At 70.2% G+C, this 23,674-nt stretch carries 17 protein-coding genes, 1 tRNA gene and 3 pseudogenes; 9 read left to right on the forward strand and 12 right to left on the reverse strand.

What is annotated here, in order from left to right; all coding sequences use genetic code 11:
* Positions 1-61: 61 nt before the first annotated feature.
* Complete coding sequence (locus FDO69_RS43050) at positions 62-601, reverse strand: helix-turn-helix domain-containing protein (protein WP_420878514.1); 540 nt, start codon at positions 599-601, stop codon at positions 62-64.
* Here FDO69_RS43050 and FDO69_RS17625 point away from each other — a divergent pair.
* From FDO69_RS17625 to FDO69_RS17645, 5 genes and pseudogenes are all read left to right on the forward strand, one after another.
* Positions 600-1,087 (forward strand): annotated as a pseudogene (locus tag FDO69_RS17625) (ATP-binding protein). The gene FDO69_RS43050 and the pseudogene FDO69_RS17625 overlap by 2 nt on opposite strands.
* An 81-nt stretch (positions 1,088-1,168) precedes the next feature.
* A complete protein-coding gene (locus FDO69_RS17630) occupies positions 1,169-1,627 on the forward strand; it encodes a pyridoxamine 5'-phosphate oxidase family protein (protein WP_104780767.1) in 459 nt (152 codons plus the stop codon).
* A gap of 20 nt (positions 1,628-1,647) precedes the next feature.
* Positions 1,648-2,706, forward strand: a complete 1,059-nt coding sequence (locus tag FDO69_RS17635) for a hypothetical protein (RefSeq protein WP_104780768.1) — start codon at positions 1,648-1,650, stop codon at positions 2,704-2,706.
* 169 nt (positions 2,707-2,875) lie between these two features.
* Positions 2,876-3,856, forward strand: a complete 981-nt coding sequence (locus FDO69_RS17640) for an arabinan endo-1,5-alpha-L-arabinosidase (protein ID WP_170320900.1) — start codon at positions 2,876-2,878, stop codon at positions 3,854-3,856.
* Positions 3,838-5,274 carry a family 43 glycosylhydrolase gene (locus FDO69_RS17645; RefSeq protein WP_104780769.1) on the forward strand — a complete coding sequence of 479 codons (1,437 nt, stop codon included), beginning with the start codon at positions 3,838-3,840 and terminating at the stop codon, positions 5,272-5,274. Before FDO69_RS17640 ends, FDO69_RS17645 begins: the two co-directional genes overlap by 19 nt.
* Positions 5,275-5,386: 112 nt before the next feature.
* Here FDO69_RS17645 and FDO69_RS17650 read toward each other — a convergent pair whose 3' ends face one another.
* The 4 genes from FDO69_RS17650 to mmsA form a co-directional block, all read right to left on the reverse strand.
* Positions 5,387-7,234: a pyridoxal phosphate-dependent aminotransferase gene (locus tag FDO69_RS17650; RefSeq protein WP_104780770.1), complete on the reverse strand. Its 1,848-nt coding sequence runs from the start codon at positions 7,232-7,234 to the stop codon at positions 5,387-5,389.
* Positions 7,235-7,405: 171 nt separating this feature from the next.
* Positions 7,406-8,554: an aldose epimerase family protein gene (locus FDO69_RS17655; RefSeq protein ID WP_104780771.1), complete on the reverse strand. Its 1,149-nt coding sequence runs from the start codon at positions 8,552-8,554 to the stop codon at positions 7,406-7,408.
* A 137-nt stretch (positions 8,555-8,691) separates the two neighbouring features.
* A complete protein-coding gene (gene mmsB / locus FDO69_RS17660; RefSeq protein ID WP_104780772.1) occupies positions 8,692-9,936 on the reverse strand; it encodes a multiple monosaccharide ABC transporter permease in 1,245 nt (414 codons plus the stop codon).
* Entirely contained in the window at positions 9,933-11,483 is a 1,551-nt protein-coding gene (mmsA, locus tag FDO69_RS17665; protein WP_104780773.1) for a multiple monosaccharide ABC transporter ATP-binding protein, read from the reverse strand. The genes mmsB and mmsA overlap by 4 nt, the downstream gene beginning before the upstream one ends.
* A 21-nt stretch (positions 11,484-11,504) precedes the next feature.
* On the opposite strand from mmsA, the gene FDO69_RS41015 reads away from it, so the two are divergent.
* Positions 11,505-11,609: transfer RNA gene (locus FDO69_RS41015), tRNA-Thr, on the forward strand.
* On the opposite strand, the pseudogene chvE reads toward FDO69_RS41015, so the two are convergent.
* From chvE to FDO69_RS17685, 4 genes and pseudogenes are all read right to left on the reverse strand, one after another.
* Positions 11,590-12,645, reverse strand: a pseudogene (gene chvE / locus FDO69_RS43055) (multiple monosaccharide ABC transporter substrate-binding protein); the annotation flags it as partial. The gene FDO69_RS41015 and the pseudogene chvE overlap by 20 nt on opposite strands.
* Positions 12,646-12,774: 129 nt before the next feature.
* Positions 12,775-13,743 carry a glycosyltransferase family protein gene (locus FDO69_RS17675; RefSeq protein WP_104780775.1) on the reverse strand — a complete coding sequence of 323 codons (969 nt, stop codon included), beginning with the start codon at positions 13,741-13,743 and terminating at the stop codon, positions 12,775-12,777.
* A gap of 164 nt (positions 13,744-13,907) precedes the next feature.
* Positions 13,908-14,912, reverse strand: coding sequence for a zinc-dependent alcohol dehydrogenase (locus tag FDO69_RS17680; RefSeq protein WP_104780776.1), 1,005 nt, complete (start codon positions 14,910-14,912; stop codon positions 13,908-13,910).
* Entirely contained in the window at positions 14,909-16,072 is a 1,164-nt protein-coding gene (locus FDO69_RS17685) for a mandelate racemase/muconate lactonizing enzyme family protein (RefSeq protein WP_104780777.1), read from the reverse strand. The genes FDO69_RS17680 and FDO69_RS17685 overlap by 4 nt, the downstream gene beginning before the upstream one ends.
* 270 nt (positions 16,073-16,342) lie before the next feature.
* On the opposite strand from FDO69_RS17685, the gene FDO69_RS17690 reads away from it, so the two are divergent.
* Positions 16,343-17,221, forward strand: coding sequence for an SCO2400 family protein (locus tag FDO69_RS17690; RefSeq protein ID WP_104780779.1), 879 nt, complete (start codon positions 16,343-16,345; stop codon positions 17,219-17,221).
* A 423-nt stretch (positions 17,222-17,644) separates the two neighbouring features.
* Here the strand turns inward: FDO69_RS17690 and FDO69_RS17695 are convergent, their stop codons facing one another.
* Complete coding sequence (locus FDO69_RS17695) at positions 17,645-18,094, reverse strand: MarR family winged helix-turn-helix transcriptional regulator (RefSeq protein ID WP_170320901.1); 450 nt, start codon at positions 18,092-18,094, stop codon at positions 17,645-17,647.
* Positions 18,095-18,190: 96 nt separating this feature from the next.
* On the opposite strand from FDO69_RS17695, the gene FDO69_RS17700 reads away from it, so the two are divergent.
* Complete coding sequence (locus tag FDO69_RS17700; RefSeq protein ID WP_104780781.1) at positions 18,191-19,249, forward strand: NADP-dependent oxidoreductase; 1,059 nt, start codon at positions 18,191-18,193, stop codon at positions 19,247-19,249.
* Positions 19,250-19,344: 95 nt separating this feature from the next.
* Positions 19,345-19,802 (forward strand): annotated as a pseudogene (locus FDO69_RS17705) (organic hydroperoxide resistance protein).
* Positions 19,803-19,925: 123 nt separating this feature from the next.
* On the opposite strand, the gene FDO69_RS17710 reads toward FDO69_RS17705, so the two are convergent.
* Together FDO69_RS17710 and FDO69_RS17715 are read right to left on the reverse strand one after the other, a co-directional pair.
* The gene (locus FDO69_RS17710) at positions 19,926-21,071 is read right to left on the reverse strand and encodes a serine hydrolase domain-containing protein (RefSeq protein ID WP_104780782.1); all 1,146 of its coding nucleotides are present in this window, start codon (positions 21,069-21,071) and stop codon (positions 19,926-19,928) included.
* Positions 21,068-23,635, reverse strand: a complete 2,568-nt coding sequence (locus FDO69_RS17715; protein WP_104780783.1) for a M14 family zinc carboxypeptidase — start codon at positions 23,633-23,635, stop codon at positions 21,068-21,070. Before FDO69_RS17715 ends, FDO69_RS17710 begins: the two co-directional genes overlap by 4 nt.
* Positions 23,636-23,674: the final 39 nt, after the last annotated feature.

The following is a 23,674-nucleotide window of genomic DNA, read 5'->3' on the forward strand; positions in this document are numbered from 1 at the left end:
ACACGGCAGAGTAGAGGTGGATTCTGTTCGTGAGCTGTGAGTTCGGCAAAGTGCTGCGGCGTCAAGTATCTGACAAGACAGGTATTTTCGGGTCCTGGTGAGGCCGCCCGCTCCTGCGCAGTGTCGTGCTTCCACGGCCTGCGCGATCGCCGTCTGCTCCAGGGCCGGACCACCGCCGAAACCAAGCCGCCAACCCCGGCTGCCTCTCCAGGCACCCCGCTGCCTTCCGCAACGCCCCCGTCCTGCCGAACACCTCCTCCGCCCGCTCCACGAACACCGGATCCGGCATCCGCCTCCCCAACTCCACGGAAGCCACCGTGTGTTTGGAGAACCGCACCAGCTCGCCGAACTCCTCCCGGCTCAACCCCGCGTGCTCGCGCAGCCCCTGGACCACGGCCCCGAACGTGCGCAAGCTGTCCGAGGACTCCGGCTCGCCGCCGTTGCCGCCCCCACCACGCCATCGACCACCGTCGATAACCTCCCGCGCGCCATGGTTACGGCACGTCACCAGTACTGTCCAGTCAGTGACCGCGTACGCTGCACCGGCGTACGCGGTTGTGACCTCGCGCAGTGCGGTCGGCACGCGGGACATTGGCCGCATGACAGCACCTGCCCCTTCGCAACATCCCGTCGCCGTGCGTGGGTTCGTGCAGCGGTTCAGCGCCACTCCCCGCGGCGCCCGCCTGGCCCGGCACCTCGCCGTCGGCCGGCTGTACGCATGGGGCATCCCCTACGGCACGGACGCCTCCGACGCCGTCGCCCTGGTCGTCGCCGAGTTTGCCGCCAATGCCGTGACGCACGGGCGCGTCCCGGGCAGGACTTCGAGCTGCGGCTGTCGCTCGTCGGCGGCAGCGTCCGCGTCGAGGTGACCGATACGGAGAGTGGGCCGTCGAGCCTGCCAGGGCCGGGCGGGGTGGAGTGGTTGGGCTCGCTCGACGAACACGGCCGGGGGCTGGTCCTCGTCGCTGCGCTCGCCGACCGGTGGGAGGTCCTGGAGCGGAAGCCGTCGCCCGGCAAGACCGTACGCGCCGAGATCGACCTGCCGGGGTGGCTTTCCCCGCTTCGGGCGGGCACGGCCGGTCCGTAGGCGCACAGCATGGCAAGTGCGGGTACGGCATCCTCCCCGGCGCGCTGAAATGATCTGCACCACAACGCCGTTGGCGATGACATGACTCAGAGACCGGCACCTCGCCTCCTGTCCGACGCAGCCCTCTCCGACCTGCTCGGTGCACAGCGGTTCGGCACGCTCGCCACCGTCAAGCGCAGTGGCCACCCCCATCTGACCACCATGCTGTACAGCTGGGCCGCCGAGTCCCGCACGGTGCGCTTCTCGACCACCGCCGACCGCGTCAAGGTCAAGCACCTGCGCCGTGCACCGCGTGCGGCGTTGCACGTGCAGGGCGGGGACGTCTGGTCGTTCGCCGTCGCCGAAGGGGAAGCCGAGATCTCCGAGGTCACGGCGGTCCCCGGCGACTCGGTCGGCCGGGAGCTGCTCGCGATGATTCCGGCGGGCGCCGAACCGGAGGACGAGGGCGCCTTCCTCCAGCAACTGGTCGACGAACGCCGCGTCGTCATCAGGCTGAAGGTGGACCGGCTCTACGGGACGGCCCTCGACATCGAGGGATAGGGCTGCGGCACGATGAGTGCATGAACGCACAACGGGGCAGCACCGATGAAGAATCCCTCGCGGACCTCGCCCGGCGACTCCTCGCCGCGGATACCGGCGGCTGGTCGCCGGACGGGGTGAACACCCTGGCGGAAGGGCTCGGCTGGGCCCCGAGCGGCACGGCGGACCACCCCGTGCTGGTCACCGGCCGGTCCTCGGGCGACGCCCGCCTGCGTCCCGTGGGCACCTACGAAGAGCGTTACACCGACGGCGAGTCGTACGTGGAACTCGCGGTGCCGGTGGCGGCCGTCATGCCCGACGCCGCGGCACAGGCCGCCGCCTTCCGTGCGGCGGCTGAGGAGCTGTCCGCGGCCCTGGGCCGGCCGTCCGTCCTGGGTTCGCATGGCGACATGGGCCCCTTCTACGACAGCGGTCCACTGTGGGGCGCCCCCTTCATGCGCTGGCGCGGCAGCCCGGACACCCTGGAGCTGCGCGCCGGGAAGTCGGGGCCGGAGCTGGTCCTGCAGCCCACCGACCCGGCCGAGAACTGGTTCTGGCGCCAGGGCCACGGCGAAGAGCACGCGATCAGCGGCTTCTTCGGCAGCAACCGTGACCCCGCCAACGCCGGCCTCGGCTTTCCCGGCGGCTGGACCGCCCGCAGCTGGGAGACCGTCACGCGGTCGCTGGGCGACTTCCTGGAGGCCCTGCCCGCGGAGACCACCGCCCTCGGCATCGGTATCGGGATGCCGTTGTACGGGCGGACCGGAGGTGGCGCGCCCCTCCTCTTCGACGTGGCGTGCGACAACCGGCTCTCGATCGGCTGCTTCGCCCCGGACGGCGTCGACGCGGCGTCACTCGGCTGGGGCACCGTCGCCGAACACCCGGGCACGGCCTCGGTCTGGCGCGACGACGACCCGGTGTGGCGCGTGGACGCCGGAGGCCCCGGCGAACCCAAGGGCCGCGCCCTCGCGGAGATGCTCGTGGCGACGGCCAGGGCGGCGGGGGTGAGCGAGCCGGCCGGTCTGATCGTCGGTGGCGAGGCCGAGTACGTGGACGGCTACCACGTCAGGTACTACGGCCTGGGCCTGCCCACCGGCTGACGCTTCGACGGCGCCGGCCGTCTCCTCGGCCCGTCTCCCATGGTCCGCGCAGCGGATGCTGCGCGGACCATTGACGCGCAAGGTGTTCGATTCTACGGTCCGGTTCGAACTTGCGATCGCTGTTCGAGATATCGGTCAGCGCTTTCACCCCCACCGCAAGGAGGACCGCATGAGCCGCTCCATCGTGCGCACGAGAACCGCCCTGCTCGCCCTCCCCGCAGCCTTCTTGCTCGCCCTCGTCCCGGGCACGGCGTCCGCGTACCCCAACCCCGGCGGGGTCACCGGTGACGTCGTCACCCACGACCCCTCGATGATCCGCACCTCGTCCGGGCAGTACCTGCTGTACGCCACCGGCGGCGGCATCGCGAGCAAGACCTCCGGTGACCGCACCGCCTTCCGCAACGGAAGCGACGCCTTCGCGAGCAGGCCGAGCTGGTGGCGGAACTACTCGTCCGTCCCGGAGGCCTGGGCGCCGGACATCTCGTACCACGGCGGCAAGTACCTGATGTACTACTCCGTCTCGAAGTTCGGCTCGAACACCTCCGCCATCGGTCTCGCGACCTCCAGCACCGGCCGGCCGGGCAGCTGGACCGACCAGGGCACGGTCTACACGTCGAGCTCCGCCAGCGACTTCAACGCCATCGACCCGAACCTCTTCGTGAACGACGACGGCAAGTGGTGGCTGTCCTTCGGCAGTTGGTGGACAGGGATCAAGATGATCCAGATCAATCCGTCCACCGGGAAACAACTGGCCGGCAGTACCACCCGGTACTCGCTCGCCTCCCGCCCCACCGGGACCAAGGCCGTCGAGGCGCCCTTCATCGTCAAGCGGGGCGGCTACTACTACCTCTTCGCCTCGTACGACACCTGCTGCGCCGGCACCAGCTCGACGTACAAGGTCAAGGTCGGCCGCGCCTCCAGCGTCACCGGGCCGTACCGCGACAAGAACGGCGTCGACCTCATGAAGAACGGCGGCACGCCCGTTTTGGAGTCGCACGGCAGCATCATCGGCCCCGGCGGCCAGTCGATCATGAACGACACCGACGGCGACCTGATCGTCTACCACTACTACGACGGCAACGCGAACGGCACTCCCAAGCTCGGCATCAACCTCCTGAACTGGAGCAGCGGATGGCCCGTCGCCTACTGACCCTGCTGGCGGCCCTGCTGCTCGCGCTGAGCTTCGGTCAGCCCTCCGCGAGCGCCGCCTCCTTCTCCAACCCGGTCAAGTCCGTCAAGGGCGCCGACCCCTGGATCTCGTACCACGACGGCAACTACTACCTGGTGACGACGAGTTGGACCGACGTCATCACCATCCGCAAGTCCACCACCCTCGCGGGCCTCTCCACCGCCCCCAGCGTCCAGGTGTGGAAGGGCGACGCCGCCTCCCGCTGCTGCAACATCTGGGCGCCGGAGCTGCACTTCCTGAACGGCCGCTGGTACCTGTACTACGTGGCCGGGCAGAACGTGTCCGACTACAACCCGACGCAGCGCAGCCATGTGCTGGAGAGCGCGGGCTCCGACCCCATGGGGCCGTACACCTACAAGGGGCAGCTCAACAGCGCGTGGATGCTCGATCCGAGCGTGCTGAACGTGGGCGGCCGGCTGTACATGCTCGGCAGCGCGATCACCGGCGGCACCCAGAACCTCGTCATCGCCCCGATGTCCAACCCGTACACCGTCAGCGGCTCCTACGCGACGATCTCGACCGCGACGTACGCCTGGGAGCGGCAGGGCGGCACGGTCAACGAGGGCGCGGAGATCCTGCAGCGGAACGGCCGGACCTTCCTGATCTACTCGGCGAGCGGCTGCTGGACGCCCGACTACAAGCTCGGGCAACTGGAGCTGACCGGCTCCAACCCGCTGTCGGCCTCCTCCTGGACCAAGAAGTCCACGCCGGTCTTCCAGCGCAGTGACGCCAACGGGGTGTACGGACCCGGCCACAACGGCTTCTTCACCTCACCCGACGGCCGCGAGAGCTGGATCGTCTACCACGCCAACGACTCCGCCTCCGAGGGCTGCGACAACGGCCGTACGACCCGGGCGCAGAAGTTCACCTGGAACTCCGACGGCACGCCGAACCTCGGCACACCCGTCCGGCTCGGGGCGGGCCAGGCCGGGCCGTCGGGGGAGCCGGCCTCCGCCTCGACTACCTACACCGTCACCAACCGCAACAGCGGCAAGTGCCTGGAGGTGGCGGGCAGTTCCTCGGCCGACGGAGCCGACGTCCAGCAGTACGGGTGCAACGGAGGCGCCAACCAGCGCTGGCGCCTGGAGGACCTCGGCGACGACACCCACCGCCTGGTGAACGCCGCCACCGGCAAGGTCCTCGACACCGCCGACTGCTCGACGGCCGACGGCGCCTCCCTGCGCCAGTGGTCCTGGCTGAACAACACGTGCCAGCGGTTCCGTTTCGTGGCCACGGACAGCGGCTACGTCCGCGTCGCCAACCAGGCCTCCGGCAAGGTGGCCGACGTGGCGAACTGCTCGACAGCGGACAGCGCGGACGTACGCCAGTGGACATGGCTCAACAACACCTGCCAGCAGTGGAAACTGACAGCGGTCTGACGCCCGAGGGGCGCGGGGCCGTGCTCGATGTGCGGCTCCGCCGCGTGGGCGCGAACAACCACGAAGGACCCGCACCCGCACAGTCGCAGGAACCACCTACGGCGAGAGGGCGCTACCCCGCCTGACCCATCCCCGCCGCGTTGGGCCAGCTCTGCGCCGCAGGCCACCCCGTGGCCGGGGCCGGGGTCAGTCCGTTCGTGCCCCGTACCTGGGCTGCCGTCAGGCCGCCTCGGGCCGGGACGCCGGGCGGTGTGGGGCCGGTGAACGGGGCGGCCATGGGCGATGGTGCGGGGACGGGGGCCGGAGCAGGGGCCGGCGCCGGGGCTTGGGCCACGGGGGCCAGGGGCGGTGCCGGGGCGGCCATCGGCTGGGGAGCGGGCTGCGCCATCGGCTGGGGGATCTGTGGCTGCGGTATCTGCGGCTGGGGCATCTGGGCCGCAGCCGGCATCGGCATCCCGCCGCCCGCACCCGCCGGTACGGCGGACGCGGCGGCGGGGAGCGGCATGCCGATGCCGGTGGCCGGAGTGGGGGCCGGGGCGGGGGGCAGTCCCGGCCCCCCGACGGCACCGGCACTCGCGGCAGCGGGTGCGGGCGCCGGCACGGCGGAGAACCCCTGGCCGCCCGTCCCGGTGCTCGCAGCAGCCGGAGCCGCGACGAGCCCCGGCCCCCCGGCCCCCGCCGCGGCAGCCGGCATCGGCATCGCTGCCGGCGCCGTTCCCATCGCCTGCGCCGCGAGCCCCCGCATGCCCGACCCGTTCGTCTCGCTCACCAGCCGGTCCACGGCCGCCGTACCCGAGCTGTAGCTGGTCCCGTTGCCCAGCTCGGGTACGGCGGCTCCCCTCCTGGACGTCCCGTAGAGCACCTGTTCCAGGCCGGACACCAGGCGACGCACGTCCACCTGGGGGCGCACCACGAGACGCAGGAAGCGGCTGGACGAACCGATCTTGTTGCCGCACTCGCGGACCAGGATCCGGTGCTCGGTGAGCATCCGGTCCCGGACCACCGTGCCCTCGGCGCCCACGGGGAGGCGCACGAAGAGGAAGTTGCCCTGCGACGGGTAGACCGTGAGCCCGGGCAGGGAGGAGAGCTGGCCGGCCATGTCGAGGCGGTCGCGGCGCACCTGCTGAAGGCTCTGCGCGTACTCGGCGCCGTGCTCCTTCAGCATGAAGACGACGTGCTCGGCGAAGGAGTTGAGGTTCCACTTGGGGAGCATCGAGCGGATACGGCCCGCGAGCGCCGGGTTGGCGACCAGGTAGCCGAAGCGGATGCCGTGCAGGCCGAAGTTCTTGCCGAGGCTGCGCAGCACGACCACGTTGGGCCGCAGCATCGCCTCCTGGACGACGGACGGCTCGGCCTCGGCGTCCGCGAACTCCAGGAACGACTCGTCGATGACGACCAGGTCGAGGTCGGCCATGGCGTCCATGAACTGCACGATGGCGTGCTTGTGCAGGAAGCCGCCGTCGGGGTTGTTCGGGTTGCAGATCACGGCGACGCGGGTGCCGCGGGCCCGGATGAACTCGGCGTACTGCGCGAGGTCGAGGGCGAAGCCGCTGGACTCCTGGAGCGGGAACATGTCGACCCGCTTGCCGGTCTCCATGGGCTGGTCGGTCCAGCGGCCGAACGTGGGGACGGGCACGGCGAGGGACTCGCGGACCAGCAGGTGGTCGATCCAGGTGATGAGCTCGGTCGAGCCGTTGCCCATGGCCACGCACTGCGGCGGCAACTGGAGCAGGCTGCACAACTCGGCGGTGATGGTGTCGGCGCTGCTCGGGTAGTACGTGATGATGTCGCGCAGCCGGCCCGCCATGTCCTCGAACATGGCCGGGGTCGGGAAATAGGGGTTGCAGGGGATACAGAAGTCCACGGGGCCGGCTCCCTCGCCGCCCTCACGTGTCAGAGCCGCCATCGACGGGCTGTGTGCCGCGGTACTGCGGAACAGCGACGTGACGTTGTCGGCCATGGAACCTCCGTATGAGGCGGATCCGTTGGGGACGGACGGACCCGACGTTTAAGGGCGGCCCGCGCGGGGGAGCGCGGGCCGCCCTTTCATACGGAGGCCACGGTGGCACTGTTCAACCGTCGGTAAAACGGTCGGCACCCGTGTCCGGCCCGTGAAGACCTGTCAGCGGCCTCAGCAGCCGAACGTGTGGATCGTCGTCGTCCGGTACGTCTGCCCCGGTCGCAGCACCGTCGACGGGAACTTCGGCTTGTTCGGCGAGTCCGGGAAGTGCTGCGTCTCCAGGCAGAGCGCGTCGCCCTGCCGGTAGGTGCGGCCGGACGGACCGGTCAGCGTGCCGTCGAGGAAGTTGCCCGAGTAGAACTGCAGACCCGGCTCGTTCGTGGCGATCTTCAGGGTGCGGCCGGAAGCCGGGTCGCGCAGGGTCGCGACGTGCTCGGGCCGGGCGGTGATGCCCTTGTCGAGCACCCAGTTGTGGTCGAAGCCCTTGGCGGTCACCAGCTGCGGGTGCGAGGTGCGGATGTCCCGGCCGATCGGCTTGGTCCGGCTGAAGTCGAACGGCGTGCCCGCGACCTTGGCCAGCTCACCCGTCGGGATCAGACCCGCGTCGGTGGGCGTGTAGCGGGAGGCCGCTATCTGCAGCTCGTGGTCCTCGATCGTGCCGCTGCCCTCACCGGCCAGGTTCCAGTAGACGTGGCTGGTGAGGTTGACGACGGTGGCCTTGTCCGTGGTGGCCTCGTAGTCGATGCGCCAGTCACCGTGCCGGGTGAGCGTGTACGTCACCTTCGTCTTGAGCGTGCCCGGGTAGCCCATCTCGCCGTCGACGCTCGTGTAGTACAGGTGCAGGCCGACGTCGGAGCCCTTCACGAACGGCTCGACGTCCCACACGCGCTTGTCGAAGCCCTGGGTGCCGCCGTGCAGGCTCTGCTCGCCGTCGTTCACGGACAGCTGGTAGTTCTTGCCGTCGAGGGTGAACTTGCCCTTGCCGATGCGGTTGCCGTACCGGCCGATCAGGGCGCCGAAGTACGGGGTCTTCGCGACGTAGTCCTCGAGGTTGTCGAAGCCCGCGGAGACATTGGCGTAGCGGCCGCGACGGTCGGGGATCTCCAGGGACTGGACGACACCGCCCCAGGAGAGGACCTTAAGGCGGGTGCCGCCGTTCTCCAGCGACCAGCGGTAGACCTTCGTGCCGTCGGCGAGCTTGCCGAAGAGCGTCTTCACCGGCTTCCTGCCTCCCGTGGCGTGCGCGGTGCCACCGACGGTGGCGGCGGTGACACCGGCGGCGGCAGCCCCGGCGATGACGGTACGTCTGCTCAGTTCCACGTGCGGCTCCTCGTGAATGAGGGGAGTTGCTCCCCGTACTGTGCGGTGCGTAGTCGTGCGACAGCTTTGTGCTGTTCCTGACAAAGTCCGGTCCGGAGAGAGCCGGGGCCCCGCCGGTCGGCGGGGCCCCGGTCGTGCTACGAACCGACCTTGCGCTTGTTCCACACGTCGAAGCCGACCGCCGCCAACAGGGCCAGACCCTTGATGACCTGCTGCCAGTCGCTGCCGACGCTGAGGAGGTTCATGCCGTTGTTCAGCACACCGAGGACGAGACCGCCGATGATCGCGCCGAGGACGGTGCCCACACCGCCGCTCATGGACGCGCCGCCGATGAACGCCGAGGCGATCGCCTCGAGTTCGTAGTTCAGGCCCGCCTTCGGTGAGGCCGCGTTCAGACGGGCGGCGATCGCCAGACCCGCCAGGGCCGCGAGCGCGCCCATGTTCAGGAAGACCAGGAAGGTGACCTTCTTGTCCCTGACGCCGGACAGCTTCGCCGCCGGCAGGTTGCCGCCGATGGCGTAGATGTGGCGGCCGAAGACCGCGTTGCGCATGACGTAGCCGTAGCCGACCACCAGCACGCCCAGGATCAGCAGGACGATCGGCGCGCCCTTGTAGCTGGCGAGCAGCATCGTCACGACGAGGATCGCGGCGACGATCAAGACCAGCTTGAGCAGGAAGAGGTTGCGCGGGACGACGTCGAGCGAGAACTCCTTCTGGCGCCTGCGGTCACGGACCTCCTGGAAGACCGCGAAGACGATCAGGGCCAGGCCCAGCAGCAGCGTCAGGTTGTGGTAGTTCGTCTCAGGGCCGGTCTCCGGCAGGAAGCCGTTGCCGATCTTCTGCAGTCCGTCCGGGAACGGGCCGAGGGTCTGCCCTTCCAGGAGGATCTCCGTCATGCCGCGGAAGATCAGCATGCCGGCGAGGGTCACGATGAACGACGGTATGCCGAGATACGCGATGAAGAAGCCCTGCACCGAGCCGGCCACCGCGCCCACCAGCAGGCACAGCACCACGGCCACCGGCCACGCCACATCGTGCTGCACGGTCAGTACGGCCGCGAACGCGCCCACGAAGGCCGTCAACGAACCGACCGACAGGTCGATGTGGCCCGCGATGATCACCAGCATCATGCCGATCGCGAGGATCAGCACGTAGCTGTTCTGCAGGACGAGGTTGGAGACGTTGCGCGGCAGCAGCAGGTCGCCGTCCGTCCACACGGCGAACAGGGCGACGATCAGACCGAGCGCGATCAGCATGCCGTACTGGCGCATGTTGCTGCGCAGGCCGTTCAGGACGAGCTGCAGCAGGCCACCTCCGGCGGCCCCACCCCCGCTCTTGCCCGGCGCCGGGGCCGGGGTCTTGGCGGTCACATCCGTGCTCATCGGGTTACCTCTTTGTCCTTAGTCATCTGACGCATCAGTGATTCCTGCGAGGCCTCGGCCCGCGAGAACTCACCGGTGAGCCGCCCCGCGGCCATCGTGTAGATGCGGTCGCACATACCGAGCAGCTCAGGCAGCTCGGAGGAGATGAAGACGACCGCCTTGCCCTGGGCGGCCAGTTGATCGATGACCGTGTAGATCTCGTACTTGGCGCCGACGTCGATCCCCCGCGTCGGCTCGTCCAAAATCAGCACCTCGGGACCCGCGAAGATCCACTTGCTGAGGACGACCTTCTGCTGGTTGCCGCCGGACAGCTTGCCCACCGGCTCGGAGACGGTGGGCGCCTTGATGTTCATGGACTTGCGGAAGCCCTCGGACACCCGCCGCTCCGCCTGCTCGTCGACGATCCCCCGCTTGGCCACCTTGCCCAGCGCGCTGAGCGAGATGTTGCGGTTGATGGTGTCGATGAGGTTGAGGCCGTAGTGCTTGCGGTCCTCGGTGACGTACGCGATGCCGTGCCTGACCGCCTCCGGGACGGTCTTCGTACGGATCTCCGTGCCGTCCTTGAAGACCTGGCCGCCCGCGTACCGGCCGTAGGTGCGGCCGAAGACGCTCATCGCGAGTTCGGTGCGGCCGGCGCCCATCAGGCCGGCGATACCGACGATCTCGCCGCGCTTGACCTCGATCGACACGTCGTCGACCACCTTGCGCTGCTGGTCGATCGGGTGGTGCACGGACCAGCCGCGGATCTCCAGAGCCGGGGCCGAGCCCACCTCCCCCTCGTACGCGGTGCGTTCGGGGAAGCGGTGGTCGAGGTCACGGCCCACCATGCCGGAGATGATCCGGTCCTCGGTGGTGTCCGACGCCTTCACGTCGAGCGTCTCGATCGTCTGCCCGTCCCGCAGGATGGTCACCGAGTCGGCGACCTTGCGGATCTCGTTCAGCTTGTGGGAGATGATGATCGAAGTGATGCCCTGCTTCTTCAACTCCAGGATGAGATCCAGGAGTTTGTCGCTGTCCTCGTCGTTCAGGGCCGCGGTCGGCTCGTCGAGGATGAGCAGCTTCACCTTCTTCGACAGCGCCTTCGCGATCTCCACCAATTGCTGCTTGCCCACGCCGATGTCGGCGACGCGGGTCTCCGGGTGGTCGGACAGACCGACCCGGCGCAGCAGTTCACTGGCGTGCTTGAGCGTGTCGTTCCAGTTGATGAGCCCTCGGGTGGCGTGCTCGTTGCCGAGGAAGATGTTCTCCGCGAGGGAGAGGTAGGGCACCAGGGCCAGCTCCTGGTGAATGATCACGATGCCGCGCTGCTCGCTGGCCCTGATGTCCTTGAACTCGCAGGTGTCTGACTCGAAGAGGATCTCGCCCTCGTACGTGCCATGCGGGTGAACGCCGGAGAGGACCTTCATCAGGGTCGACTTGCCGGCCCCGTTCTCCCCGCAGATGGCATGGACCTCGCCCTGCTGGACGGTCAGTGTGACATCCGACAGCGCCTTGACGCCGGGAAAGGTCTTGACGATCGAGCGCATTTCCAGGACGGGTCCCGCCATGGTCGTGCCTTCCAATCTGTTGCTGCAGTGGGCCCGTCGGTCAGTTGAGGTCGCCGGCCTTGTAGAAGCCGGAGTCGACGAGCTCCTTCTGCCAGTTGCTCTTGTCGACGCTCACGGGCTGCAGCAGGTACGCGGGCACGACCTTCGTCCCGTTGTCGTAGGTCTTCTCGTCGTTGACCTCGACCTTCTTCTTGTTCAGCGCCGAGTCGACCATGTTCGTGGCGACCTGGGCGAGCTTGCGGATGTCCTTGAAGACGGTCTGCGTCTGCTGGCCCGACTTGATCGACTTCACCGAGGCGACCTCGGCGTCCTGGCCGGTGATGACGGGCAGCGGCTTGCTCGCCGTGCCGTAGCCGTCCGACTTCAGCGCGGAGATGATGCCGATCGAGATGCCGTCGTACGGCGAGAGGACCGCGTCGACCCGGCCGCTGGTGTACTTGCCGGTCAGGATGTCGTCCATGCGGCGCTGGGCGGTGGCGCCGTCCCAGCGCAGCGTGGTGACCTGGGTGAGCTCCTTCTGGCCGGACTTGATCACCAGCTGCTTCTTGTCGATGTAGGGCTGGAGCACCTTCATCGCGCCGCCGAAGAAGTACCGGGTGTTGTTGTCGTCGTTGGAGCCGGCGAAGAGCTCGAGGTTGAACGGGCCCTTCTTGGAGCCGTCCTTCAGACCGAGCTTCTCGACGATGTAGCTGCCCTGGAGCTCGCCGACCTTCTCGTTGTCGAAGGACGCGTAGTAGTCGACGTCCTTCGTGCCGAGGATCAGGCGGTCGTAGGAGATCACCGGGATGTTGGCGTCCTTGGCCTGCTGGAGGACGTTGTTGAGCGACTTGTTGTCGATCGCCGCGATGATCAGGGCCTTGACGCCCTGCGTGATCATGTTCTCGATCTGTGAGACCTGCTGGTCGGGCTCGTCCTCGCCGTAGACCAGCTTGGTCTTGTAGCCCTTGGCCTGGAGGTCCTTGACGACGTTCTTGCCGTCGGCGATCCAGCGCTCGGAGGACTTGGTCGGCATCGAGATGCCGATGGTCGCGCCCTTGGTGCTCCCCGGCTTCTCCTCGCTGCCCCCCTCGCCGCTCTGGCCGCAGGCGGACAGGGTCAGGGCGAGGGACGCGGCTCCGGCTATGGCGGTGAGAGCGGCTCTGCGGTTACGCATGATGATCATCCTTGATCTGTGGCAGGGCTCGGTCTCAGGCGCGAAGTCGATCCGGGTGGTCGTGCCGGAAAGACCGAGAAGAGATGTGGTGGATTGTGGTCGGCTGTGTCTTCTTTTGTAAGCCGAGTTTCCGGAACGTTATGACGAGATTTCGAACCGTTGCAGATCGCCCGGCAGTCGGGACCCGAGCGGCGCCATGTCGCCGTCCGCTCCGTGGCGGGCCAGGAGGTCCAGGGCGAGCCGTCCGCGCCGCACCCGCTCCTTGGCCGTGGCCAGGGTCAACTCCCGCATGTGGTGCCCGTACGGGTAGATCCCGGGGGACTTGGACAGGCCGAACTTCAGGTACAACGGGGCCCCGCGTCTGATGAGTTCGGCCACCTCGTACATGCGGACGTAGCCGCCGAGGTCGTCGGGTGCCTCGATGTACATGTCCATCGGAGCGCCCGACACTCGGCGGATCTCGGTGAGGTGATCGAGCGTCAGGTCGCTGGGCACGTTGACCGAGTCGGCGCCGAGGCGCTCGTAGACCGCGTAGGCGGCCGGGTTGACCGGTCCGATGAGCGCGGAGACCTTGAGTGTCGTGTCGGCCGGGATGATGCCGGCCGCCCGGGCCCGGTGCAGCGTCCACAGCACGCCCTCGTCGGCGACGAGCAGGCACTTGACGCCCAACTCGGTCGCCCGCACGGCGTCTTCGACGCAACCGGCGACGGCGTCGTGGCCGCGGGCGCGCAGCCCGGCCCCCCGTGAGTCGGTGCGCGTGGACCCGCCGATGTCCCAGGTGCCGCGCGGGCCGGTGAACAGGCAGAGCTCGATGTCGCGTTCACCGGTCGACTCGACCATCTCGGTGATCTCGGAGTCGGTCAGCATCCACACGCCGCTGCCCTGGCTGATCCGGTGGATCGGCACGTCCAGCCGCGAGGCCTCCTTCAGGACCACCGCGAGTGCCTCGGGACCCTCGCAGGAGGGGATCTCGGTGCGCCAGCGGCCGCCGCCGGGGAAGGAGTGTGCGGAAGTGTCGGCGGGGTCGGGGGCGGGCGCGCTCAGACCCAGCGCGGTGAGCGCCGGCTCACCGGGCCTGCGGGCTGCCGTGGCGGAAGCGTCGGTCACAGGACTGTCCTTCGGTTCGATATTTCGGACGAGGTTCGCGGCTCTGGGTGGGGCACGGCTGGGCTCGGGACGCGGCCGGGCGCAGGCCACGGCCGCGGCTGGGAGGCGCGGCTGGGTGTACGCCGGTACGGGAGCCGTCAGGTTGCTCCCGTACCGGCGTACGACTAGGGGCGGAGCAGGACCTTGCCCACCTTCGGATCGCCGGCCCCGACCAGCTCGATGGCCTGCGAGAACTCGGTGAGCGGCAGCTCGTGCGTCACCAGCGGCAGCGGATCGAGCAGACCGGCGGCGAACACCCGCACCGTGTGCGCCCAGGCGTCCGGCGGCGCACCGAAGACGGTGTGCACCTCCAGCTGCTTCACCACGAGGTCGGTCGGGTCGAGGCCCTCGGCGCCCGGGGCCGGGATGCCGGTCAGGACCAGCCGGCCGCCGCGCCTGAGCAGAGCGGCGGAGATCCGGGCGGCGTCCGCGGACCCGGCCGTCTCGATCACCACGTCGATGTCGTCGGGGAGTGCCTGGTCCTTGGTCCGGAAGTCCGTCGCGCCGTACTGGCGCGAGAGCGCCTCACGGTCCCGGCGGGTGCCGACCACGAGCAGCTCGGCCGGTGAGTTGGCCTTCAGGAACTGCACGGCGAACATGCCGAGGGTGCCGGTGCCGACCACGGCGACGCGCTCACCGGGCTGCGCGTTGCCCTTCAGCGCGGCGGCCGCGATGCAGGCGGCGGGTTCCAGGAGGGCCGCGGCCGTGAGGTCGCAGTCGTCCGGGAGGGTGTGCAGGAGACGGGCCGGGAGGGTCAGCGTGGCCGCCATGGCGCCCGGCTGGGTGAACCCGGTCTCCTCGTACCCGGCGGTGCACAGGGTCGTGTCGCCCGCGTGGCAGCGATCGCAGACCTGACAGTTTCGAAAACCCTCGCCGACGACCTTGCGGCCCACGAGCGAGGCCGGGACGCCGGCGCCCACGGCCTCCACCGTCCCGGACCACTCGTGGCCCGGGGTCAGCGGATAGCGCACATAGCCCTCGGGGCGATTGCCCTGGTAGACCTCGCGGTCGCTGCCGCAGATCCCGGAGGCGTGCACCCGGACCAAAGCCTCACCGGCCTCGGGCCGCCGGGGCTCGTGCGGGACGAGCCGGTGTTCGCCCGGGGCGTCGACGACGACCGCGGTGCTCACTTCGAGCCCTTCGGCTTGCGCTGTTCCCAGCCTTCCGCCCAGAGGTCGAAACGGGCCTGCTGCTGCGGGAACTCGGCAGCGGCGTCGACGTCCAGCTCCACACCCAGGCCCGGGGCGTCGGAGAGGTGGAAGCAGCCGTCCTCCGGGTTCACCTGCGGGGCGCCCTTGACCACCTTCTTGATCTCCGCGTCGGCGAAGTCGTTGAAGTGCTCAAGGATCTTGAAGTTCGGGGAGGTGAAGCCGACCTGGAGGGACGCGGCGGTCAGGACCGGGCCGCCCACGTTGTGCGGAGCGACCAGCATGTAGTGCGTCTCGGCGGTCGCCGCGAGCTTCCGGGTCTCCCAGATGCCGCCGATGTGGCCGACGTCCGGCTGGATGATGTCGACGGCCTGGCTCTCGAACAGCTCGCGGAACTCGATCCGGTCGTGGATGCGCTCACCGGTGGCGACCGGCATGTCGACCTTGGCGGCGACCTTCTCCAGGGCCTTGAGGTTCTCCGGCGGGACCGGCTCCTCCAGCCACGCAGGCTTGAACGGCGCGAGCTCCTTGGCCAGGCGCACGGCCGTGGCGGGAGAGAAGCGGCCGTGCATCTCCAGCATCAGCTCGGCCTCGGGGCCGATGGCGTCGCGGACGGCCTCGATCAGCGAGACCGCGTAGAGGGTCTCCTTGTGGTCCAGCTCGAAGTGGCCGGTGCCGAAGGGGTCGATCTTCAGCGCCCGGTAGCCGCGCTCCATCACGCCCTGGGCGGCCTTGTGGTAGGCCTCCGGGGTGCGCTCGGTGGTGTACCAGCCGTTGGCGTACGCCTTGACCTTGTCGGTGACCTTGCCGCCCAGCAGCTGCCAGACGGGGACGCCGAGGGCCTTGCCCTTGATGTCCCAGCAGGCCATCTCGATCACGGCGATGCCGGACATGACGATCTCGCCCGCACGGCCGTAGTCGCCGTACTTCATGCGCTTGACGAGGTCCTCGACGGCGAAGGGGTCGGAACCGAGGATGTGGTTGGTCTCGGCCTCCCGCAGGTAACCGAGGAGGGCGTCGGTGTGTCCCAGCATCCGGGTCTCGCCGACTCCGGTGATCCCCTCGTCGGTGTGCACCTGGACGTAGGTCAGGTTGCGCCACGGCGTCCCGACCACGTGTGTGCTGATTCCGGTGATGCGCACGGCGGTTGTCCCTCGCAGCTTCGTTTCGGCTCGTTCTGTCAGTTTGTTCCGTCAGCGTCCCGTTCGCGTTCCGGCGCCTCGGCTTGTTCGAGATTTCGGCACACGTTCGAAATGCTGGCGTGACAGTAAGGATCGGGCGGTGGGGGTGTCAATGGGTCGCGCGCATAACGGTTTCGACAGTTTCGAAACCGGGGAGCGGCCGTGTCCGTACAGAACCTTCACAGCCGGCTCTAGGAACGTGACCGGCGCGGAACTTAATCTTCCCGCGTCATGGACTACTGCGACCCGTGCCGACGGCACCTCAACGGCGCCCTCGCCTGCCCGGGGTGCGGCACCTCGGCCGACGCACTGCGTCGGAGCGACCCGGTGTACGGCGGGTACGACGCCACCGCGTCAGGGCACGCCGGCGACGGGCCGGGCGGACCGTCCGTACCGCACGTCTCGCACGCCCCCGACGACGGGTACGACGCCCCGTACGACGACGGGGGTGACGCCCCGTACGACGACGGGGGTGACGCCCCGTACGACGACGGGCGCGACGACGCCTACGGCGATGACGACGGCGAGCGCGTGGGGCGCGCGGCCCGACGGCGCGGACACGGGCGCGGCCCGGCCCCCGACGGCCCGGGAGGGTCGAGCCGGCGGGACCGCAAGGCCGCGGCACACCGCCGCCGGCGCCGCCGCACCCTGTTCGTGGCCGCCGGGTTCGTACTGGCGGCCGGTGGCCTGTCCCTCGCGGAACTCGGCATGGACGCCCCCGGCTCGAAGCCGAAGCCGGCCGCGGCCGGGGGAGAGTCGGCGGACGGGGACGCCTCGCCCGAGGCGGGGGAGCCGGGCAGCGGTCCGGGAGGCAGGAGGGCGGGGTCTGACGATGCGTCAGGTGCCGCTTCACCGACGGCATCTGACACACCGTCCGCTTCCACGTCCCCGAAGGACGAGAGCTCGCAGTCCCCGAAGGGCGGCGAGCCGTCGAAGGACCCCGAGTCCGTGGCCGGAGGCGCCCCAAGCGGCCCGGCGCCCGCTCCCACGGCAGCCCCGCCGACCTCGGACCCGGGCCCCGCCCCGACATCGGATCCGACCACCCGGCCCCCGGAACCGGAGCCGTCCGCCTCGGAGCCGTGCAAACGGTTCCTCTGGTGGTGCACTTAGCTTCCGCTCGGCCGGCCACGCCGTGGGGTGACCGGTGTGACTGCGCGGGTCACGCTCCTCGAATGCGCAGCCCTACCCACGCCGTGGGGTGACCGGTGTGACTGCGCGGGCCACGCTCCTCGAATGCGCCGCCGTACCCACGCCGTAGGGTGACCGGCGTGACTGCGCGGGCCCCGCTCCTCGCATGCGCCGCCGTACCCACGCCGTAGGGTGACCGGCGTGACTGCGCGGGCCCCGCTCCTCGCATGCGCCGCCGTACCCACGCCGTAGGGTGACCGGCGTGACTGCGCGGGCCACGCTCCTCGAATGCGCCGCCGTACCCACGCCGTGGGGTGACCGGTGTGACTGCGCGCGGGCCACGCTCCTCGAATGCGCCGCCCTACCCGGCCCTGAAGAGCCCTCGACGGCGGCAGCGCCCCGGCCTCAGCCCAGCATGCGCCGCAGCGTGTCCCGCAGCGCCACCCGCTCCTCCTCGGAGAGCCCGGCCAGGGGCTCCCGGGCGAACCGCAGGGACTCCCGCAGGCTCCGGGCCACCTGCCGCCCCTCCGGCGTCGCCGCCGCCACCTTCACCCGGCGGTCGGAGGGGTTCGGCTGCCGCTCGACCAGCCCCCGCGCCTCCAGCCGGTCCACGATCCCCGTGACGTTCGACGGCTCGCACTTCAGCTGCTGCGCCAGCCTCCGCATCGGCAGCGGCTCCAGACACAGCAGGCTGAGCAGCCGCGCCTGCGCGCCGGTGAGGGCGTGCTCCGCCGCCGCGGACTCGTAGTCCTCGTGGAACCGCGCCACGACCTCCCCGATCAGCTCGACGACGTCGAGAGTCAGCTGATCCGGGCGGGTGCCCGTCATTTCGGGCGTCGGTGTGGTGGAAGCCATGCCTTCGAGGGTACCCGGTTATTTGACAACCTGAAATATTCAGGAGCATGGTTGTTTCAGGTACTGAAATATCGAGCCAGTGAGGTAAGGCGCACCATGACCGACACCCCCGCACTCCCCGCCGTCAGCCGCGAGTGGCACCTGGCGAGCCGTCCTGTCGGCTGGCCGAAGCCCGAGGACTTCTCCTTCGTCGAGGTGGACGTACCGCAGCCCGGTGAGGGTCAGGTCCTCGTCCGGAACAAGTACCTCTCCGTGGACCCGTACATGCGTGGCCGTATGAGCGACGCGAAGTCCTACGTCGCCCCCTTCGAGATCGGCAAGGTCATGCAGGGCGGCGCCGTCGGCGAGGTCGTGGCGTCGAACGCCGAGGGGTTGTCCGTCGGGGATCACGTGCTGCACTTCTTCGGGTGGCGCGAGTACGCGGCGGTGGACGCGAAGAACGCCGTGAAGGTGGGCCCGACGGCCATCCCCGCCGTCAAGGTCGACGCCGACATCGAGGCCGTGCCCCTCTCGGCGTACCTCGGCGTGCTCGGCATGACCGGCCTCACCGCCTACGCCGGTCTGCTGCGCACCGCCTCCTTCAAGGAGGGCGACTCCGTCTTCGTCTCCGGAGCGGCCGGCGCCGTCGGCAGCCAGGTCGGCCAGATCGCCAAGCTCAAGGGCGCCTCCCGGGTGATCGGCTCCGCCGGCTCCGACGAGAAGGTCAAGCTCCTCGTCGAGGAGTACGGCTTCGACGCGGCCTTCAACTACAAGAGCGGCCCTGTGAGCGAGCAGCTGCGCGAGGCCGCGCCCGACGGTGTGGACGTCTACTTCGACAACGTCGGCGGTGACCACCTGGAGGCGGCCATCGGCTCCCTCAACGAGGGCGGCCGGATCGCCGTCTGCGGCATGATCTCCCTCTACAACAACACCGAGCCCGCCCCGGGCCCGAAGAACCTCGCCCGCCTGATCGCCACCCGCGGCCGCATCCAGGGCTTCCTGGTCGGGGACCACTACGACCTGCAGCCGCAGTTCGTGCAGGAGGTCGCCCCCTGGGTCGCCTCCGGCGAGCTGAAGTACCGCGAGACGGTCGTCGAGGGCATCGAGAACAACCTGGAGGCGTTCCTGGGTGTTCTGCGCGGCGACAACACCGGGAAGATGATCGTCAAGCTCTGACGCCTTCCTTCAGGATTCCGGCATGCGGTACTTGTTTCCGAATCCGTCCCGGCCCGGGCGCGAGCCGCGGCGGACGACCTGAGGAACACAACCGCATGCCGATCCAGCAGTCCGACGTCCTGTACACCGCCGTCGCCACCGCCGAGAACGGGCGCGACGGCCGGGTCACCACCGACGACGGCACGCTCGACGTCGTCGTCAACCCGCCCAAGGAGATGGGCGGGAGCGGCGCCGGTACCAACCCGGAGCAGCTGTTCGCCGCCGGGTACAGCGCCTGCTTCCAGGGTGCTCTCGGTGTCGTCGCCCGTCAGGAGGGAGCCGACCTCTCCGGTTCGACCTTCCCCAAGCTCTCAACTTCGTTCGAGCAGGGGAGACCCCTATCGCCAAGGTCGGCCTCGGCAAGAACGGGGACGGCTTCGGGATCATCGTCGAGATCTCGGCCGACATCCCGAAGGTGGACCGGGGAACCGCCCGGTCACTGATCGAGAAGGCCCACGAGGTCTGCCCGTACTCGAAGGCGACCCGCGGCAACATCACCGTGACGCTGGTCTGACCACGCTCGTTGCGTACGCGGAGGCCGCACCCCTGGACGTGGGGTGCGGCCTCCGTCGTGCCCGGGCTCAGGGTTCTTTCACCATGCCCGCCCGGGTAGCGCGCTCACAGTGGAAGGGCACCCTCAAAGGGCCAGCGCCGCCGTGTGGACCGCCCGCGCCAGCCGGCCGTTCTCCGGGGCCGCCCCACCGGGGAAGGCGAACCGGCGGCGCGTGTAGCCGTAGGCGAGGCCGCTCCACGGGTCCGCGAAGGCCTGGGAGCCGCCCGCGCCGCTGTGCCCGATCGTCCCGGCGCCGAGGAACGGGTGCCACGTGTCAGCCGTCATCTGGAAGCCGAGCCCGAACGACTTGTGGGCCCGGGCCACCAGGTCGTAGCCGGCCGAGTGGAACTGCCCGAACTCCGCCACCGTGTCCGGCTTCAGCAGCGCGGGCTGTTCTCCCACCCCGCTGATCGCCGCCGCGTACATCCCCGCCAGGCCCCGCGCGGACGCCACCCCGCCCACCGACGCCGGGCCCTTCGCCCGGATCAGCGGCATGTCGGGCAGGGAGACGAGGTCGGTCGGCTCCGCCGCGTTGCCGTTGAACGCGATCGAGGCAAGCGCGTGCGGGCCCGTGGGCACGGCGTCCAGCACGGTCTGCTGCTCGGGGGTCGGGTCCATCGGCTGGACGGTGCGGAAACGCGGCTCCTCGGGCGCGGGCAGGCCCAGGTGGAAGTCCAGCCCGTAGGGGGACCTGATCCGCTCCTGGTAGACCTCCTGGAGCGTGCGGCCCGTCGCGCGGCGGACGACCTCGCCGGCCAGGGCGCCGGCGACCAGCGCGTGATAACCGAACGCCGTGCCGGGGCGCCAGAACGGCCGCTGGTCGGCGAGGCGTTCCGCGAGCTGACGGTCGTCGGCCAGCTCCGCGAGCGTGAAGCCGGTGTCCGTACCGACCACGCCCGCCCGGTGCGCCAGCAGATCCCGCAGGGTCAGGGCGCCCTTGCCCTCGGCCGCGAACTCCGGCCAGTAGTACGTCACCTTGCGGTCCAGTTCGAGCGTGCCGTCCTGGACGAGCAGAGCCACGACCAGGTAGGCGGCGCCCTTGGTGGACGAGAACACACCGTAGAGGGCGTCGGCGTCGGTCCCCGCCCACAGGTCGACGACCCTCCGGCCGCGGACGTAGGCGCACAGCTGTCCCTCGTAGTCGGCACGCTCCCCGGCGACGAAGGCCGTGAACTCCTCGCGCACCGCCTCGAAGCCGTCCGCCACGCTGCCGTGGATCTCCTGCGTCATCCGCTCTCCTTGACTGAAGCGCTGTGTGCCACTGTGAACAATGCCCTCGCCACCTGCGGGAATTCACCCTTGGGGTGGTCCCGGAAGAGTGGTTCGGTGCCGAACAGGACCGTGTGGCCCCCGCTGACGACCGAGGCCTGCCCGGCGGCAGCGGCAGGACCGCCGGAGCCGTCCCGCAGCGGTCGCCAGTGCCCGGAGACCAGCGGGTTGCCGGCCGCGTACGACTGCTCCACGCGGACACCGGGGCCCGGGTCGGTGAACCAGAGCGGGGCGTAGACGAAGCCCCTGGCCGGGGCGTCACGCGTGATGCCGCCGGAATTGCGCACCCGCACCACGCCGTTGGCGTCCGCGTTGCCCTCCACCGGCTTGACCGCCAGCCGCCCCGCCGCCGCGTTCAGGGCCGCTCCCGCGGCGCCCCGGCCGACCAGGCCGTGCCCGTCCAGGAAGGAGTCCAGGGCCTGCCGGGCGGGTTCGGTGAGGTCCGGGCGGTCCAGGCCGGCGGACACGAACAGCACGTCCGCGCCCGACCAGTCGAAGCCCGCGTTCAGCACGGCCGTCGAGACCGGCGTGACGTCGAAGCCCATCTCCCGCAGGGCGAACAGCTCGCCCGGCGTGACGGCGGCGGCGACGCGGAGGCGGTGCAGCGGCGCCGTGCCGGACTGCCGGGTGGCCGTGAAGGAGACGTCGTGGGTGCGGGCGGCCGTGCGCGCCTCGCGGCGGGCCGACGCCGGGACGATCGCGCTGCCGTCCGCCGCCCGCCGGACCAAAACGCCCTGCCGGAGCAGGGAGTTGAGGGCGGCGATCTCACGCGGATCGGTCAGGCGCAGCCGCAGGTCGCCGTGCGCGGGCACGTGCGCGACCGGCGCGGCCTCGCCGACCGGCCGCAGGGGAGCGCCCCGCAGGCTGCCCGACGGCACCCGCTCGACCGTGGCGCCCCACAGGCTGCCCAGGCTCCAGCCGGAGATGTCGTACATCACCGAGACCTTGCCGCTGATGTCCCGGCCGTCGGCCAGCAGCGCGTTCGCCATGCCGCGCTTGGGCTGGTGCAGGTCGACGACGTACGAGCCCCGGGGGTAGGTCCGGCCGGCGAGCCGGAAGGGGCGGGTGGCGCGGGTGACGCGGACGTCGTTGGCGAGGAGGTGGTCGACCAGACGGGCGGCGGCGGGTCCCGAACGCTGCGTGCGGGCTCCGCCCGGCGGGATGACGTAGGCGCGCGGGAACGTGGTCGTGTAGACGTCCTCCGGGCCGATGCCGGGAACGCCCGGGACCGACTCCGGGGACACCGGCACCTGCATGGCGCCCGCCGCGCCGCGCCGGAACACCTCGATCTGGTCGGTGATCAGGGTGCCGCGGTGCTCGCGCACGTGGTTCAGGGTCGCGCGGATGGCCGCGCCCGCCACGGCCGTGTTGATCGCCGAGCGGCGGCGCAGCTCGGGGACGGGCAGCTCGTCGTACTCCTCGTTGTTCACCGCCAGCGGGATCTCCACCGTGTGGGCGGCCACCGTGCCGTGGAAGGCCGCGTACTGCGGGGTGAAGATCGGCGGCCAGTCGTCCCAGCCCTCCTCCTGGTCGCGGAACGGGATCTGCGCCGCCTGAACGCCGTCCTTCGCGGGTGTGTAGCCGAGGGCGTTGACCGCGGACTCCATGCCGAGGGCGTTCGCGTAGGTGTTCTTCAGGAAGAGGTCGTACTCGTAGTTCTCGCCGTGCGGGGGAGTGGTGGGCTCGATGAGGGTGCCGTTGACGTAGCCGTGCAGGTCGAGCAGGACCGCCGGCTGCGTGCCGAGCTCGATCTGCCGCATCGCCCGGGTCTCGGGCTGGGAGGCGGTGACGAAGTCGCGGTTGAGGTCGAAGCCGTTCGCGTTGGCGCGGGTGCCGGCGACACGGCCGTCCGGATTCGCCGTGATGTTGAAGTACAGGCGGCTGTGCGCGAGGAGGTCCCTGGTCCTGGCGTCCTTCGCGGTGGCGAGCTGCTCGATGACCTTCAGGGAGGCGTCCGTGCCCTCCCACTCGTTGCCGTGGATGTTGCTGTTGACGAAGACCGGCGTCTTGTAATCGCGGGTGATCTCGCGGGATGTGGCCGCTGTGGCGGGCGCGTTCTCGATCAGCTCGCGCATGCGTTCCTGGGCGCGGGCCTGCCGGGTGGTCTCCGGGGCGGTGACGGTGACGAGGTAGAGGCGGTGGCCGCCGGCCGAGCGGCCCGTCACCTCCACGCTCACCCGGTCGCCGAGGCGCTGCAGGGCGTTCAGCTTCGGCGCGATCGCGTGGTACGGCGTGAGTCCCAGCTTCAGGGACTTGTCGCCGGGGTTCTCCGGGTCGGGGGCGAGGGCCAGGCGGCGGGGGTAGGAGCGGGTGGGTGCGGCGGGGGAGGCGTCCGCGGTCAACGCGCGTCGCGCCGCGCCGGCGGGAGCCCGTGCCGCCCGGTCGTCCACGGCGGAGCCCTCGCGGGTGACGGGTAACGGGTCGGCGCCGGCCGGGCCGGGCGCGAGCAGGAGCGAACCCGCCGCGGCGAGGGCCAGGGCGGTGATCAGTGCAGGTCTCGCAGGAACGCTTCTCTTGGTGCGCACGCGTACCTCCTCCTGGGGCTTCCTGAGATCGGTACGGCG

This window comes from Streptomyces tibetensis (genome assembly GCF_007655005.1).
In the GTDB taxonomy this organism is placed as follows: domain Bacteria; phylum Actinomycetota; class Actinomycetes; order Streptomycetales; family Streptomycetaceae; genus Streptomyces; species Streptomyces tibetensis.